At 60.3% G+C, this 15,193-nt stretch carries 14 protein-coding genes; 13 read left to right on the forward strand and 1 reads right to left on the reverse strand.

The window, feature by feature from the left end; all coding sequences use genetic code 11:
* Window positions 1–37 precede the first annotated feature (37 nt).
* The 6 genes from fliN to flhB are packed head-to-tail and all read left to right on the forward strand — an operon-like array spanning window position 38 to window position 3,903.
* Complete coding sequence (gene fliN, locus BLP82_RS10995) at window positions 38–496, forward strand: flagellar motor switch protein FliN (protein ID WP_060738643.1); 459 nt, start codon at window positions 38–40, stop codon at window positions 494–496.
* A complete protein-coding gene (gene fliO, locus BLP82_RS11000) occupies window positions 497–934 on the forward strand; it encodes a flagellar biosynthetic protein FliO (RefSeq protein ID WP_092167444.1) in 438 nt (145 codons plus the stop codon).
* On the forward strand, window positions 934–1,683 hold the full coding sequence (gene fliP, locus BLP82_RS11005) for a flagellar type III secretion system pore protein FliP (RefSeq protein ID WP_060738641.1): 750 nt from the start codon (window positions 934–936) through the stop codon (window positions 1,681–1,683). Before fliO ends, fliP begins: the two co-directional genes overlap by 1 nt.
* Before the next feature lie 23 nt (window positions 1,684–1,706).
* Window positions 1,707–1,976 (forward strand): flagellar biosynthesis protein FliQ, encoded by a 270-nt coding sequence (gene fliQ / locus BLP82_RS11010; protein ID WP_038858957.1) that lies wholly within the window; start codon window positions 1,707–1,709, stop codon window positions 1,974–1,976.
* Between the two features lie 4 nt (window positions 1,977–1,980).
* A complete protein-coding gene (gene fliR, locus BLP82_RS11015) occupies window positions 1,981–2,763 on the forward strand; it encodes a flagellar biosynthetic protein FliR (protein ID WP_092167447.1) in 783 nt (260 codons plus the stop codon).
* A 3-nt stretch (window positions 2,764–2,766) separates the two neighbouring features.
* A complete protein-coding gene (flhB, locus tag BLP82_RS11020; protein WP_092167449.1) occupies window positions 2,767–3,903 on the forward strand; it encodes a flagellar biosynthesis protein FlhB in 1,137 nt (378 codons plus the stop codon).
* A 253-nt stretch (window positions 3,904–4,156) separates the two neighbouring features.
* Here the strand turns inward: flhB and BLP82_RS11025 are convergent, their stop codons facing one another.
* Window positions 4,157–6,085 (reverse strand): hypothetical protein, encoded by a 1,929-nt coding sequence (locus tag BLP82_RS11025; RefSeq protein ID WP_092167451.1) that lies wholly within the window; start codon window positions 6,083–6,085, stop codon window positions 4,157–4,159.
* Between the two features lie 267 nt (window positions 6,086–6,352).
* Between BLP82_RS11025 and flhA the strand changes: the two genes are divergently transcribed.
* The 7 genes from flhA to BLP82_RS11060 all read left to right on the forward strand — a co-directional run bounded on the left by flhA (window position 6,353) and on the right by BLP82_RS11060 (window position 15,153).
* A complete protein-coding gene (gene flhA, locus BLP82_RS11030) occupies window positions 6,353–8,482 on the forward strand; it encodes a flagellar biosynthesis protein FlhA (RefSeq protein ID WP_092167453.1) in 2,130 nt (709 codons plus the stop codon).
* Between the two features lie 11 nt (window positions 8,483–8,493).
* Window positions 8,494–9,843: a flagellar biosynthesis GTPase FlhF gene (gene flhF, locus BLP82_RS11035; protein WP_060738636.1), complete on the forward strand. Its 1,350-nt coding sequence runs from the start codon at window positions 8,494–8,496 to the stop codon at window positions 9,841–9,843.
* Window positions 9,844–9,958: 115 nt separating this feature from the next.
* The gene (gene fleN / locus BLP82_RS11040; RefSeq protein WP_003184001.1) at window positions 9,959–10,789 is read left to right on the forward strand and encodes a flagellar synthesis regulator FleN; all 831 of its coding nucleotides are present in this window, start codon (window positions 9,959–9,961) and stop codon (window positions 10,787–10,789) included.
* Window positions 10,786–11,529, forward strand: coding sequence for an RNA polymerase sigma factor FliA (fliA, locus tag BLP82_RS11045; RefSeq protein ID WP_014337177.1), 744 nt, complete (start codon window positions 10,786–10,788; stop codon window positions 11,527–11,529). The genes fleN and fliA overlap by 4 nt, the downstream gene beginning before the upstream one ends.
* Before the next feature lie 165 nt (window positions 11,530–11,694).
* Window positions 11,695–12,066, forward strand: coding sequence for a chemotaxis response regulator CheY (locus BLP82_RS11050; protein ID WP_003199125.1), 372 nt, complete (start codon window positions 11,695–11,697; stop codon window positions 12,064–12,066).
* Between the two features lie 18 nt (window positions 12,067–12,084).
* Window positions 12,085–12,870 carry a protein phosphatase CheZ gene (locus tag BLP82_RS11055; protein ID WP_060738635.1) on the forward strand — a complete coding sequence of 262 codons (786 nt, stop codon included), beginning with the start codon at window positions 12,085–12,087 and terminating at the stop codon, window positions 12,868–12,870.
* 30 nt (window positions 12,871–12,900) lie between these two features.
* Entirely contained in the window at window positions 12,901–15,153 is a 2,253-nt protein-coding gene (locus tag BLP82_RS11060) for a chemotaxis protein CheA (RefSeq protein ID WP_092167455.1), read from the forward strand.
* Window positions 15,154–15,193 lie beyond the last annotated feature (40 nt).

The raw sequence follows: 15,193 nt of genomic DNA on the forward strand, positions 1-15,193 counted from the left end.
ACGTTTTTTACTGATTTTTGCCCGCCGAGGACAAATGATGGCTGACGATATGAATACCCAGGATGACCAGGCGCTGGCCGACGAATGGGCTGCGGCCCTGGAAGAAACCGGCGACGCCGGGCAGGCTGATATCGATGCCTTGCTGGCCGCCGATAGCGGCAATCAGGGGTCCAGCCGCCTGACGATGGAAGAGTTTGGCAGCGTGCCCAAGAGCAACGAGCCAGTCACGCTGGATGGGCCGAACCTGGATGTGATCCTCGACATCCCAGTGTCGATCTCCATGGAAGTGGGCAGCACCGATATCAACATCCGCAACCTGCTGCAACTCAACCAGGGCTCGGTGATCGAGTTGGACCGCCTGGCCGGCGAGCCGCTCGATGTGTTGGTCAACGGCACCTTGATCGCCCATGGCGAAGTGGTGGTGGTCAACGAGAAGTTCGGCATTCGCCTGACGGACGTGATCAGCCCGAGCGAACGCATCAAGAAGCTGCGCTGAGTGAAAGGTTTCTTCGCCGCAGCGTCGATGCTGCCATTGAGCGTGCTGGCGGCCGAACCGGTTGCCACGGCGGCCGTTGCGCCGGCGGCAGGCAGCGGGGTCGCCGGGCAACTGGCGCAACTGGTGCTCGGCTTGCTGTTGGTGCTGGGCTTGATCTTCTTTCTCGCGTGGTTGTTGCGCCGCGTGCAACAGGCGGGACCGACCGGCAAGGGCCAGGTCATCGACATCGTCGGTTCGCGCGCGCTCGGGCCGCGCGACCGGCTGGTGCTGGTGCAGGTCGGCAACGAGCAGATTCTGCTGGGCCTGAGCCCGGGCACCATCACCGCCTTGCACGTCCTCAAGGAACCGGTGCAGGTACCCACCAGCGAGCCGGCCAGCCCCGAATTTGCCCAGCGCCTCATGGAGCTGCTGGGGAAAGACCAGAAGGATAAAAAGTAATGCCGTTGCGCATTCTGTTGGCATTGGCCCTGATGCTGGCCGCACCGTTGGCGTTCGCCGCCGACCCGCTGTCGATCCCGGCGATCACCCTGGGGACCAACGCCGAAGGGGCTCAGGAATACTCGGTCAGCCTGCAGATCCTGCTGATCATGACCGCGCTGAGTTTCATCCCGGCGTTCGTCATGCTGATGACCAGTTTCACCCGGATCATCATTGTCTTTTCGATCCTGCGCCAGGCCCTGGGCCTGCAACAGACCCCCTCGAACCAGATCCTCACCGGCATGGCGCTGTTCCTGACCATGTTCATCATGGCGCCCGTGTTCGATCGGGTGAACCAGGATGCGCTGCAACCCTACCTGGCAGAAAAAATCACGGCTCAAGATGCCGTGGCCAAGGCCCAGGTGCCGATCAAGGATTTCATGCTGGCCCAGACCCGCAGCAGTGACCTGGAGCTGTTCATGCGCCTGTCCAAGCGCACCGACATCCCCAGTGCCGACCAGGCGCCGCTGACCATCCTGGTGCCGGCGTTCGTGACGTCCGAGCTGAAAACCGCGTTCCAGATCGGTTTCATGATTTTCATCCCGTTCCTGATCATCGACCTGGTGGTCGCCAGCGTGCTGATGGCCATGGGTATGATGATGCTCTCGCCGCTGATCATTTCCCTGCCGTTCAAGATCATGCTGTTTGTGCTGGTGGACGGCTGGGCGTTGATCATCGGTACGCTGGCGGGCAGTTTCGGCGGTGTTTAGGCCTTTTGTGCGGGTAGGACGATATGACGCCTGAAGTAGCGGTAGACCTGTTCCGTGAAGCGCTCTGGCTGACGACCATGATGGTTGCCATCCTGGTGATCCCCAGCCTGTTGGTGGGGTTGCTGGTGGCGATGTTCCAGGCCGCGACCCAGATCAACGAACAGACCTTGAGCTTCCTGCCGCGCCTGCTGGTGATGCTGGTGACGTTGATCGTCGCCGGCCCCTGGATGGTACAAACCTTCATGGAATACATCCTGCAGCTGTACGGCAGTATTCCGCAGTTGATCGGCTGACCCCATGTCGATGCTCGAGCTGACGGACACCCAGATCAGTTCCTGGGTGGCATCGTTTATCCTGCCGTTGTTTCGTGTCACCGCGGTGCTGATGAGCATGCCGGTCTTCGGCACGACCTTGTTGCCCCGGCGCATACGCTTGTATTTCGCCCTGGCGATCACGGTAGTCATCGCCCCCGGGTTACCACCGATGCCGCCGGTCAATGCCCTGGACCTCAGCGCGCTGATGCTGGTGGCCGAGCAAATTCTCATCGGTGCCTTGATGGGGTTCTCGTTGCAGCTGTTCTTCCAGGCATTCGTGGTGGCCGGGCAAATCATTTCGATCCAGATGGGCATGGCCTTCGCGTCCATGGTCGACCCCACCAATGGCGTGACGACGGCGGTGATCGGACAGTTCCTGACGATGCTGGTGACCCTGTTGTTCCTGGCCATGAATGGGCATCTGGTGGTGTTCGAGGTGTTGACCGAGAGCTTTACCACCATGCCGGTGGGCAGTGCGTTGCTGGTCAATCATTTCTGGGAAATCGCCGGTAAGCTCGGCTGGGTCCTGGGTGCGGCGATGGTGCTGGTATTGCCGGCGATCACCGCGTTGCTGGTGGTCAACATTGCGTTTGGCGTGATGACCCGCGCGGCGCCGCAGTTGAATATTTTCTCCATTGGTTTCCCGCTCACCCTTGTGCTGGGCATGGTGATTTTCTGGGTCAGCCTCGGGGATATCCTCAATCAGTATCAGCCGCTGGCCACCCAGGCCTTGCAGCTTCTACGCGACATGGCACAGGCTCGCTGAACCATGGCCGAGAGCGAGAGTGGTCAGGACAAGACAGAAGATCCCACGGAAAAGCGCTTGCGCGAATCCCGGGAAAAGGGCGAGATCGCCCGCTCCAAGGAGCTCAACACGTTGGCGATCATGCTGGCCGGGGCGGGCGGGTTGCTGATTTATGGCGGCGGGTTGGCCCTGGACCTGCTGGAAATCATGCGCCTGAATTTCTCCCTGCCCCGCGAGGTGCTGCTGTCTCCGGGGGCCATGTCCCAGTATCTGTTGCACTCGGGCAAGATCGCGATCCTGGCGGTGCAGCCGGTCTTGATCTGCTTGCTGCTGGCCGCTTTCATCGGCCCGATTTCCCTGGGCGGCTGGTTGTTCGCCGCCGGGAGCCTGGCGCCCAAGTTCAGCCGGATGAACCCGGCCGCCGGTCTCAAGCGCATGTTTTCCACCACGGCGCTGATGGAGTTGCTCAAGGCGTTCGGGAAATTCCTGCTGGTCCTGTTCGTCGCGCTGACGGTGTTGCAGGCCGACATCGACGATCTGCTGCGCATTGCTCACGAACCGCTGGAGCAGGCGATTATCCACAGCGTGCAGTTGGTGGGCTGGAGTACGTTATGGATGGCTTGCGGCCTGATCCTGATCGCCGCCATCGACGTGCCGATCCAGCTGTATCAGAGCAAGCAGAAGCTGATGATGACCAAGCAGGAGGTGCGCGACGAGCACAAGGATGCGGAGGGCAAGCCGGAGGTCAAGCAGCGCATCCGCCAATTGCAGCGGGAGGTCTCCCAGCGGCGGATGATGGCGGCCATCCCCGATGCCGATGTGGTCATCACCAACCCGACTCACTACGCCGTCGCCCTCAAGTACGACCCCGAAAAAGGCAACGCTCCCGTGTTGCTGGCCAAGGGCAGCGACTTCTTGGCGCTGAAGATCCGTGAGATCGCCGTGGCCAATGAGGTGATGCTGCTCGAGTCCCCGGCGCTGGCGCGATCGATCTATTACTCCACCGAACTCGACCAGGAAATCCCTGGAGGCCTGTACCTGGCCGTGGCCCAGGTATTGGCCTACGTCTACCAGATCCGCCAGCACCGCGCGGGCAAGGGCAAACGCCCGGAGCCGCTCAAGGATTTGCCGATTCCGCCGGATTTGCGGCGTGATTCCTGAGTGAGCTTTGTTCGGAAGCTTGCTGTGCGTCGACAAAGGCTGGCCGCTCAAAACCAGGATGTTGCGCCGATTACGGCGTAGCTCGTATTTTGCTTGACCGTGGCGAGGGAGCTTGCGCCCGCAGGGCCGCGTAGCAGCTCGTTCTAAGGCAGTTGTTGCACAACCGAGCGCAAGCAAAGCTCTTATCAAACAAAAATACGGCCCTTTTGGTAAATGCATTTTAAGCAGCGCCCAAGACGCTGCCGGCTTCCTGCTAGGCAAATGAAACTTTGTTCCACTTGTTGGCTGAAGCGACATAGCGAAAGTGGAAGGTGTCGCCTTTTTTAAGCTGCAAGTTGGCCCCTGATGCCAGGTTGGTGCCCATGACGGTGGCGGTGTAGGTTGCACTGGAGGTGAGGGTGACCTTGTCGTTGTTCCAGGCATTGGCGGGAAGTGTGATCTGCTGGACGAAGTCCCCATCCCTGAAATGCACCTGGGTTTCTTCAGTGCCGGTATCTGCCATCTGGGCGCCCGCCTGGGCTGCGCCATAGTTGTGTATGGGCGTCTTTAGCACCTGCCAGGCGCCTTGGTTGAACATGAACAGATACTGGTCGCCCCGCTGGCAGCGATAGACCCTTTCGCCGGATCGACGGTGGATGTGGCTGTGCCAGCCTTCGGTAGCCGTTATGTCGGATGTCACCTCAAGATACCTATAGGCAGGTGCGGTGCCTGGCAGGTAGATATGGTCTGTCCAGTTGTAATCCGCAGTCTGATAGCGGACGAATTTCTCATCGGCACCTATGTTCGGGACCGTATCACCTGAGGTGTTGGGGGAATGGACAACGTCGGGCCGCACTATCCATTTGGATTGGATGGCGTCATAGATGAATAGCGCCACATCACCTTGCACCAGAATCAGATTATTGGCTGGAGTGTTATTGGTGGATACCTGAACGGTTGTATTCAATTGCGCCTTGTTGATGATGAGTACGGTGCCATTGGGCGTCGCATAGGAAGGAAGTCTTATCTTGTCCCGCCAATTGCCGTTGTATATGTTCAAGACAATGGCCCGGTGTCCATGCGGTATGTAGCCATCGGTAAGTTCCAGAGGAGTGAGCGAAAGGGCACTCCATTGCTTGCTTCTGAAACTGTTGGCATGAATGCAATTATCGATATGCCGGTGGCGCAAGGACCAATCGGTGTTGATGATGTAGAACTTCATGATCGGCGAGTTGGTTGCGCCCGCCGCAAACCAGTTCATGACGTCCGGTGACATATCGTCCGGTTGCCCGACTTTAGTGTATTTGTGGGCCTGGATGGAGCGCAGTTCATACTCTGGCTTTATCTCATTGCCGACTTGGTCGATAAAACTCTTCAGCTCGCTGCTGGAGGGCGTGTTCTTTTGTATCCAGCGCTGATTGACCCCCGGCCAGAATAGTGAGTCTCGTCGATTATCGTCATAGGCAATCACGACATTTTTCTGCAATACCCATAGTTGTCTGAGTACCAGTGATTTCCATTTGGGTTCTATCAATTTATCGCCCAGGGAAAGTTTTATAACCGAGGCCAGCTCGAGATGTCCTGCGTCTGTGAAGTTCCTGAACTCATGAAAATCCAGGATAACCACCTCATGGGGATAGGCTTGGTAGAGATTCATCGCCGCCTGCAGGATGTCACCGCGCACGTTTCTCCCGGAATTGAGGCTGTGGTATATCCCGAATCTTCTCCAATCCCCCGCAGGGTAACCCCAATAAAAGTGGACCCTTAAGTCGAGTACCCTGATACCTGCTTGCAATTGACTATGAGGTGATACGTCCTGGCAAGTGTCATAACTGTTGGTGTGTGGGGCTTGTTTATCCGAGCCAGAGTTGTGGGTCCCGGGCAGTATCATTTCATCGATGCGCAGGCTCGCAGTGGCGCTGGGGTAGTAGCCCATCCAGTTTGGTCGCACATTATTGAACGGAGTGCAGATTCCGCTGTTGATACTGCCGCTCGGGCACCAGCCTACCCTGGGTGTCGAGAGCGGTTCATCGCCAGGTGCGGGATCGCAACGGGTGGGCTGCTCGGTATCGGGATATTCAGCGGGAGGATAAGGGGCAAGCTCGGGCGCCACATAGGGCTTCAACACGCCATGCTCGTCCAGGTCGTCCGGATGTACGCCCATTTGTTCAGCCAGTTCGACGAGGGAAATATTCTTGGTCATGACAGGCCTCCGTCTAGGGGGGCTGAATCGATGGATTGCAACCTCCCGAGTGGCCATTCAATACCTTAGTTGTCTGTCTCGACCACTCACAGAAGTACTAGGTTGACGCTTTTTAAGTTTCGTGCTTGTAGGGGGCTATGTTCCGGGCCGGGTGCTCTCATCCGAGTCAATTTCCTATCGCTTCCAAAGTTGGACGGCTTTTTGCAAAAGCAGGCCATATGACGCTACCAGCGTCAAAAGTTTGCTTCACAGGAACGGGGAAAATCGGTGGATCGCTCACAGTTACTCAGCACCGCGCGCAGCAATGTCGTAGACCTCAGCCGGGGTAATCTGGGCGTGCCGTTGTTGCTGCTGGTCATGCTTGCCATGATGATGCTGCCGGTGCCACCGTTCCTGCTGGACGTGTTCTTCACGTTCAACATCGCCCTGTCGATCGTCGTGCTGTTGGTGTGCGTCTACGCCCTGCGGCCACTGGATTTCGCCGTCTTCCCGACCATCCTGCTGGTGGCCACGCTGTTGCGCCTGGCGCTGAACGTGGCGTCCACCCGCGTGGTGATGCTCCACGGCCAGGACGGGCACGCCGCGGCCGGTAAGGTGATCCAGGCCTTCGGTGAGGTGGTGATCGGCGGTAACTACGTGGTCGGTATCGTGGTCTTCGCCATCCTGATGATCATCAACTTCGTCGTGGTGACCAAGGGCGCCGGGCGGATTTCCGAGGTGAGCGCGCGTTTCACCCTCGATGCGATGCCGGGCAAGCAGATGGCGATCGACGCCGACCTCAACGCCGGTCTGATCGACCAGAGCCAGGCCAAGCTGCGTCGCCTGGAAGTGGCCCAGGAAGCCGAGTTCTACGGTTCCATGGACGGTGCCAGCAAATTCGTGCGCGGTGACGCCATCGCCGGCCTGCTGATTCTGTTCATCAACCTGATCGGCGGCATGGCTGTCGGCATCTTCCAGCACAACATGTCGTTTGGCGACGCCGGCAGGGTTTACGCCTTGTTGACCATTGGTGACGGTTTGGTGGCGCAATTGCCATCACTGTTGTTATCCACAGCGGCCGCGATCATGGTGACCCGTGCTTCGGGCTCTGAAGACATGGGCAAGCAGATCGGCCGGCAGATGTTCGCCTCGCCCAAGGCCCTGGCCGTTGCCGCTGGCCTGATGGCGGTGATGGGCCTGGTGCCGGGGATGCCACACATTTCCTTCCTGACCATGGCCGCCGCCGCCGCGGGCGGTGCCTACCTGTTCTGGAAGAAGCAGAACGCGCAGAAAGTCCAGGCCCTGCAAGAGGTCAAGCGCCAGCAGGAGCTGCTGCCGTCGCCGGCCCGCGCCATGGAAACCAAGGAGCTGGGCTGGGATGACGTGACCCCGATCGATATGATCGGCCTGGAAGTCGGCTATCGTTTGATTCCCTTGGTCGACCGTAACCAGGGGGGGCAGTTGCTGGCGCGGATCAAGGGGGTGCGCAAGAAGCTCTCCCAGGACCTGGGCTTCCTGATGCCCACCGTACACATTCGCGACAACCTCGACCTGGCGCCGAGCGCCTATCGCCTGACCTTGATGGGGGTGATCCTGGCCGAAGCCGAGATCTACCCGGATCGCGAGCTGGCGATCAACCCGGGCCAGGTCTATGGCAGCCTCAACGGCATCACCGCCAAGGATCCGGCTTTCGGCCTGGAAGCGGTGTGGATCGAAATCAGCCAGCGGGCCCAGGCCCAGTCCCTCGGTTATACCGTGGTGGACGCCAGTACCGTGGTGGCGACCCACTTGAACCAGATCCTGTACAAGCACTCCAGCGAGCTGATTGGCCACGAAGAAGTCCAGCAACTCCTGCAAGTGCTGGCCAAAGGCTCGCCGAAGCTGGCTGAAGAGCTGGTGCCGGGCGTGGTTTCGTTGTCGCAGTTGCTCAAGGTGCTGCAGGCGCTGCTGGCCGAACAAGTGCCCGTGCGCGACATACGCAGTATCGCCGAGGCCATCGCCAACAACGCCTCCAAGAGTCAAGATACCGCCGCCTTGGTGGCTGCGGTTCGGGTCGGCGTGTCCCGCGCAATCGTCCAAAGCATTGTAGGCACTGAGTCTGAGCTGCCTGTGATCACCTTGGAGCCAAGGTTGGAACAGATATTGCTCAATAGTCTGCAGAAGGCAGGACAAGGCTCGGAAGAGGGTGTTCTGCTGGAGCCAAGCATGGCCGAGAAGCTGCAGCGTTCGCTGATCGAAGCAGCCCAGCGGCAGGAGATGCAAGGCCAACCGGTGATCCTGCTGGTGGCCGGTCCGATTCGCGCGATGCTCTCGCGATTCGGTCGCCTCGCGGTCCCGGGGCTGCATGTGCTGGCGTACCAGGAAATACCGGACAACAAGCAAGTGACCATCGTTGCGACAGTAGGGCCCAACGGCTGAGGTAGTGGTTTATGCAAGTGAAGCGTTTTTTCGCCGCCGACATGCGTCAGGCCATGAAACTGGTTCGTGACGAGCTGGGCGCTGAAGCAGCCATCATTGGCAACCGTCGTATCGCCGGCGGTGTCGAGCTGACGGCGGCCCTGGATTACAAACTGTCTGCGCTGGCCCCGCGGGTTCCGAACATGGAACTCGAAGACGAGCTGCGCAAGACCCAATCGCGTATCGCCAGCGCCCAGGCCGAACTGAGCCTGCGCAGCAGCGAAGGCGAGGGTGCCGCGGGCACCAATCGTCAATTGTTCGCCGGTCAGCCGCTGACCGCCGGCCTGCCGTTGACCGCTGCCGAGCCGCTGATCGAGCAGGCCCAGGCCGAACCGCGTCGTCCTGAGCCGGCACCCGCCGCGCCTGCCCGCGGCCTCGACCCGCGCGCCCTGGACTCGATGCGCTTCGAACTCAACAGCCTGCGCGAACTGATGGAAGTCCAACTCGGCTCCCTGGCCTGGAATCAGCTGCAAGGCAGCCGTCCGGCCCAGGCCAACCTGTGGCGTCGCCTGCAACGCATCGGCTTGTCCGGCCCGTTGTCCCGGGACCTGCTGGCGCTGATCAATGGTATCGAAGAGCCTCGCCAGGCCTGGCGCATGTTGCTGGCGCACCTGGCGCGGATGATCGCCACGCCGGAAGTCGAGCCGCTGGAGGAGGGCGGGGTGATTGCCATGGTCGGTCCCGCCGGCATGGGCAAGACCACCACCCTGGCCAAGCTCGCCGCCCGTTATGTACTCAAGTACGGCGCCCAGAGCATCGCGCTGGTGAGCATGGACAGTTTCCGCATCGGTGCCCAGGAACAACTCAAGACCCTGGGCCGGATCCTCAATGTGTCGGTGACCCATGTGGATCCGGGCCAATCCCTGGCCCAGGCGCTGGAGCCGTTGCTGCGCAAGCGCGTCGTGCTGATCGATACCGCAGGCCTGCAAGCCAGCGATCCGGCCCTGCGCATGCAGCTCGAAAGCCTGGCCGGACGCGGTATCAAGTCAAAAAATTATCTCGTGTTGGCAACCACCAGCCAGAAACAGGTTCTAACCGCCGCATACCACAGCTACAAGCGCTGCGGACTGGCTGGCTGCATCCTGACTAAGCTGGACGAAACGGCAAGCCTGGGCGAGGTGTTGAGCCTGGCGATCGGTCATGAACTGCCGGTGGCCTACCTGACCGATGGGCCGCGGATCCCGGATGATTTGCATCTGCCGCGCCGTCATCAACTGGTCAGTCGTGCCGTGAGTGTGCAAATGCAGGAAGAACCCAGCGAAGAAGCCATGGCTGACATGTTCGCTGACATCTACCACAGCCCGACCAAACAGGTCGGCTGAGGTAATCATGAATATTTTTTGTACCTACATCGATGGTCTGCCATGCATTGTTCCTTATGCGAACGCGCAGCCAGTAATGTGGCCTCCGTCTAAGAAGACAAGGTAAAGAACGAACATGGGCAGCATGCATCCCGTACAGGTGATCGCGGTGACCGGCGGCAAAGGTGGCGTCGGGAAGACTAACGTGTCAGTGAACTTGTCCCTGGCTCTGGCAGAGCTTGGCCGACGGGTCATGCTGCTGGACGCCGACCTGGGCCTGGCGAACGTCGACGTGCTGCTGGGGCTTACCCCCAAACGCACCCTGGCGGACGTGATCGAGGGCCGTTGCGAACTGCGCGACGTGCTATTGCAGGGGCCGGGCGGGATTCGCATCGTGCCGGCTGCCTCTGGCACCCAGAGCATGGTTCACCTGACCCCGGCCCAGCACGCGGGCCTGATCCAGGCCTTCAGCGACATCGGCGACAACCTCGATGTGCTGGTGATCGACACCGCGGCCGGCATTGGCGACTCGGTTGTCAGTTTCGTCCGCGCCGCCCAGGAAGTGCTGCTGGTGGTCTGCGACGAACCGACGTCCATCACCGACGCCTACGCCCTGATCAAACTGCTGAACCGCGACTATGGCATGAACCGCTTCCGCGTCCTGGCCAATATGGCCCAGAGCCCGCAGGAAGGGCGCAACCTGTTCGCCAAGTTGACCAAGGTCACCGATCGCTTCCTGGACGTCGCCCTACAATACGTCGGCGCCGTGCCGTACGACGAAAGCGTGCGCAAGGCCGTCCAGAAGCAACGTGCCGTTTATGAAGCTTTTCCACGTTCCAAATGCGCGCTGGCGTTCAAGGCGATCGCCCAGAAGGTCGATACCTGGCCACTGCCGGCCAACCCCCGCGGGCATCTGGAATTTTTCGTCGAGCGTCTTGTGCAACAAACAGCAGGGCCCGTGCTATGACAGCCAGCGGTTACAACCATCTCTATAAAAAATCGGCACGGGACGCCCAGTACGAATTGATCGAGCGTTATGCGCCACTGGTCAAGCGTATTGCCTACCACTTGCTGGCGCGGTTGCCGGCCAGTGTCCAGGTCGAGGACTTGATCCAGGCCGGCATGATCGGCCTGCTTGAAGTGTCGAACAAATACGACGCCAGCAAAGGCGCCAGTTTCGAGACCTATGCCGGTATTCGCATTCGCGGGGCGATGCTCGATGAGGTCCGCAAGGGCGATTGGGCGCCACGTTCGGTGCACCGCAATACCCGCATGGTCAGTGACGCGATTCGGGCAATTGAAGCGAAAACCGGGCGTGACGCTAAAGATCACGAAGTTGCGGCCGAACTCCAGTTGAGCCTCGACGATTATTACGGGATTTTGAACGATACCTTGGGCAGCCGCCTGTTCAGTTTCGACGACCTGTTGCAGGACGGCGAACACGAAGGGCTGCACGAGGATAACGCGAGTGCTCACATGGAGCCGTCGCGTGACCTGGAAGATGAACGTTTCCAGAGTGCGCTGGCGGATGCGATTGCCAATTTGCCGGAGCGTGAGCGGCTGGTCTTGGCGCTGTACTACGACGAAGAGCTGAACCTCAAGGAAATCGGTGAGGTCCTGGGGGTCAGCGAATCGCGGGTCAGCCAGTTACACAGCCAGTGCGCGGCCCGTTTGCGGGGGCGTTTGGGGGAGTGGCGAGCGCGTTGACAGGCAGTGTGGGGACACTGCGACGAGGCTGGCCTGGCAATGCTGCGCCAGTCTCCATCCGTTGTGCTCCAGACCGTTGTCGAGTGTTGTGCCGGATTGATTGAAATGGCGCGTCCAGGTGCTGGGCGCGTTTAAGACTGCTTGGAGGTCGAATTGGACAAGAACATGAAAATCCTCATCGTTGATGACTTCTCAACGATGCGGCGGATCATTAAAAACCTGTTGCGTGACCTTGGGTTCACCAACACGGCCGAAGCAGATGACGGGACCACTGCGCTCCCGATGTTGCACAGTGGCAACTTCGATTTTCTGGTCACCGACTGGAACATGCCGGGCATGACCGGTATCGACCTGCTGCGCCAGGTGCGTGCCGACGAAAAACTCAAGCATCTTCCGGTGTTGATGGTCACTGCCGAAGCCAAGCGCGAGCAGATCATCGAAGCGGCCCAGGCCGGTGTGAACGGCTATGTGGTCAAACCCTTCACGGCCCAGGCGTTGAAAGAGAAGATCGAAAAAATCTTCGAACGCATCGGTTAACGGCGCCACGGGGGAGCTATGGACAACGAATCTTCAATGGGCGATTTCGAATCGACCCTGAAAAAACATGCCCGCGAACTGGTCGACAGCCTTGAAAAAGGTCGTTTTGGCGATGCGGTTCAAATGATCCATGAGCTCAACCAGACCCGTGACCGCGGTCTGTATCAGGAAGTGGGCAAGCTCACGCGTGAACTGCACAGTGCGATTGTCAATTTCCAGATCGACCCGCACATGCCGCAGGCCGAGGAAGTCTCGCAGATCACCGACGCCACCGAGCGCCTGGGGTATGTGGTCAAGCTGACCGAAGCCGCGGCCAACCGCACCATGGACCTGGTGGAAAGCGCAACGCCGCTGGTCAATGGCCTGAGCGAAGAAGCCCAGGCCTTGAGCACCGACTGGGGCCGGTTCATGCGTCGTGAAGTCGGTGCTGAAGAGTTTCGGGAGCTGGCCCGCCGGGTCGACGGTTTCCTGACGCGCAGCAGCACCGAGAACCGCGCCGTGGCAAGCAACCTCAACGACATTCTGCTGGCCCAGGACTATCAAGACCTGACCGGCCAGGTGATCAAGCGTGTGACCCAGTTGGTCACCGAAGTGGAAAGCAACCTGCTCAAACTGGTGTTGATGGCCAGCCAGGTCGACCGCTTTGCAGGCATCGAACACGACCGTGAAGCGATGCTTGCTGAAAAAGATCCACAAAAACATCTCTCTCAGGGTGAAGGTCCGCAAATTCATGCCGATAAAAGAGAAGACGTTATGTCCGGTCAGGACGATGTGGACGATTTGCTGTCCAGCCTTGGATTCTGAGTTTTAGCCCTGTTTTAGGAGCAGCCATTAATGAGCTTCGGCGCCGATGAAGAGATCCTTCAGGATTTCCTGGTTGAGGCCGGCGAGATTCTAGAGCAACTATCCGAACAACTGGTCGAGCTGGAAAGCCGACCTGATGATGCGGATCTGCTCAATGCAATTTTTCGCGGTTTCCACACTGTAAAAGGAGGCGCCGGCTTCCTCCAGCTCAACGAGCTGGTGGAGTGCTGTCACATTGCCGAGAACGTGTTCGACATCCTGCGCAAGGGTGAGCGCCGCGTTGATTCGGAATTGATGGACGTGGTGCTCGAAGCGCTGGATGCGGTCAACAGCATGTTCAGCGAAGTGCGCGAGCGCTCGCCGATCACCCCTGCCACCCCCGAGTTGCTCGCCGCGTTGGCACGCCTGGCCGAGCCGCAATCGGCTGACGAAGCGGCACCGGTTGCCGAAGCGGTGGTTGAAGAGCCGGTCGCCGAAGAATCGGGCGACATCACCGATAACGAATTCGAACAGCTGCTGGACTCCCTGAATACCGTCAAGGCCCAGGCCGAGGCGCCGGCCGCTCAGGTCGCTCCTGCTGCGCAAGTCGCCGGGGCTGGCAGCGATGAAATCACCGATGCCGAGTTCGAGTCGCTGCTCGACCAGCTTCACGGCAAAGGCCAGTTCGCACCGGACGCGGTCGTCCCGCCGACGGCCCCGGCCGCCCCGAAAGCGGCGGGCGACAGCTCCGACATCACCGATGACGAATTTGAAGCGCTGCTCGACCAGTTGCACGGCAAGGGCACCTTTGCCGTTGACGCGCTGGATTCGGCCATCGCTTCAGCGCCGACCCCGGCCAAGCCTGCCGCCGCTGCCGCTGGCAGCGATCTGATCAGCGACCACGAATTCGAATCGCTGCTCGATGAACTGCATGGCAAGGGCAAGTTCAGCGAAGTCGGTACAGCGTCTGCCGCGCCTGCCGCCACCGCGGCGGCACCGGCGGCCAAGGCTGCTGCGCCCAAACCCGCCGCCAAGGCACCGGAACCCAAGGCCGAGCCCGCCAAGCCTGCCGCTGCCGCCGCGGCGCCAGCCCGGGCTCCAGCGGCTGCGCCAGCGGAAAAACCGGCCAGCGAAGCCGAGACCACCGTTCGGGTCGACACCGCACGCCTGGACGAGATCATGAACATGGTCGGCGAACTGGTGCTGGTGCGTAACCGTCTGGTGCGCCTGGGCCTCAACAGCCAGGACGAAGCCATGTCCAAGGCCGTGTCGAACCTCGACGTGGTCACGGCCGATTTGCAGACCGCGGTCATGAAGACCCGGATGCAGCCGATCAAGAAAGTCTTCGGGCGCTTCCCGCGCCTGGTTCGCGACCTGGCTCGCCAGCTCAAGAAAGAAATCAACCTGGAACTGGTGGGTGAAGAGACCGACCTCGACAAGAACCTCGTCGAGGCCCTGGCCGACCCGCTGGTCCACTTGGTGCGCAACGCGGTCGACCACGGCATCGAGTCGCCGGAAGAACGCGAAGCCTCGGGCAAGGTCCGCAGCGGCAAGGTAATCCTGGCCGCCGAGCAGGAAGGCGACCATATCCTGCTGTCGATCTCCGATGACGGCAAGGGCATGGACCCGAACGTGCTGCGTTCCATCGCGGTGAAACGCGGTGTAATGGACAAGGATGCCGCCGACCGCCTGAGCGACACCGAGTGCTACAACCTGATCTTCGCCCCGGGTTTCTCGACCAAGACCGAGATTTCCGACGTGTCGGGTCGTGGCGTGGGCATGGACGTGGTGAAAACCAAGATTTCCCAGCTCAACGGTTCGATCAACATCTACTCGACCAAGGGCCAGGGCTCGAAGATCGTCATCAAGGTCCCGTTGACCTTGGCGATCATGCCGACCCTGATGGTGATGCTGGGCAACCAGGCCTTCGCCTTCCCGCTGGTCAACGTCAACGAGATCTTCCACCTCGACCTGTCGCGCACCAACGTGGTGGATGGCCAGGAAGTGGTGATCGTACGGGACAAGGCATTGCCGCTGTTCTATCTCAAGCGCTGGCTGGTCAGCTCGGCGGCTCATGTGGAACAGGGCGAGGGCCATGTGGTTATCCTTTCGGTGGGCACCCAGCGGATCGGCTTCGTCGTCGACCAGTTGGTGGGCCAGGAAGAAGTGGTCATCAAGCCGTTGGGCAAGATGCTCCAGGGCACCCCGGGCATGTCCGGCGCCACCATCACCGGCGACGGCCGCATCGCGTTGATTCTCGATGTGCCAAGCATGCTCAAGCGTTACGCCGCCCGGCGTATTTGATTCTGGAGGGGGGCGGCCCAGGGCCGCGCCTCGTCTAACG

The organism is Pseudomonas sp. NFACC37-1, from assembly GCF_900101575.1.
Classification (GTDB): domain Bacteria; phylum Pseudomonadota; class Gammaproteobacteria; order Pseudomonadales; family Pseudomonadaceae; genus Aquipseudomonas; species Aquipseudomonas fluorescens_AA.

Bases quoted from the DNA above. Each gene is read 5' to 3' on its own strand.
- fliN (WP_060738643.1), top strand. From the start codon at position 38: ATGGCTGACGATATGAATACCCAGGATGACCAGGCGCTGGCCGACGAA.
- fliP (WP_060738641.1), top strand. From the start codon at position 934: ATGCCGTTGCGCATTCTGTTGGCATTGGCCCTGATGCTGGCCGCACCG.
- fliQ (WP_038858957.1), top strand. From the start codon at position 1,707: ATGACGCCTGAAGTAGCGGTAGACCTGTTCCGTGAAGCGCTCTGGCTG.
- fliR (WP_092167447.1), top strand. From the start codon at position 1,981: ATGTCGATGCTCGAGCTGACGGACACCCAGATCAGTTCCTGGGTGGCA.
- flhB (WP_092167449.1), top strand. From the start codon at position 2,767: ATGGCCGAGAGCGAGAGTGGTCAGGACAAGACAGAAGATCCCACGGAA.
- BLP82_RS11025 (WP_092167451.1), bottom strand. From the start codon at position 6,085: ATGACCAAGAATATTTCCCTCGTCGAACTGGCTGAACAAATGGGCGTA.
- flhF (WP_060738636.1), top strand. From the start codon at position 8,494: ATGCAAGTGAAGCGTTTTTTCGCCGCCGACATGCGTCAGGCCATGAAA.
- fleN (WP_003184001.1), top strand. From the start codon at position 9,959: ATGGGCAGCATGCATCCCGTACAGGTGATCGCGGTGACCGGCGGCAAA.
- fliA (WP_014337177.1), top strand. From the start codon at position 10,786: ATGACAGCCAGCGGTTACAACCATCTCTATAAAAAATCGGCACGGGAC.
- BLP82_RS11050 (WP_003199125.1), top strand. From the start codon at position 11,695: ATGAAAATCCTCATCGTTGATGACTTCTCAACGATGCGGCGGATCATT.
- BLP82_RS11055 (WP_060738635.1), top strand. From the start codon at position 12,085: ATGGACAACGAATCTTCAATGGGCGATTTCGAATCGACCCTGAAAAAA.
- BLP82_RS11060 (WP_092167455.1), top strand. From the start codon at position 12,901: ATGAGCTTCGGCGCCGATGAAGAGATCCTTCAGGATTTCCTGGTTGAG.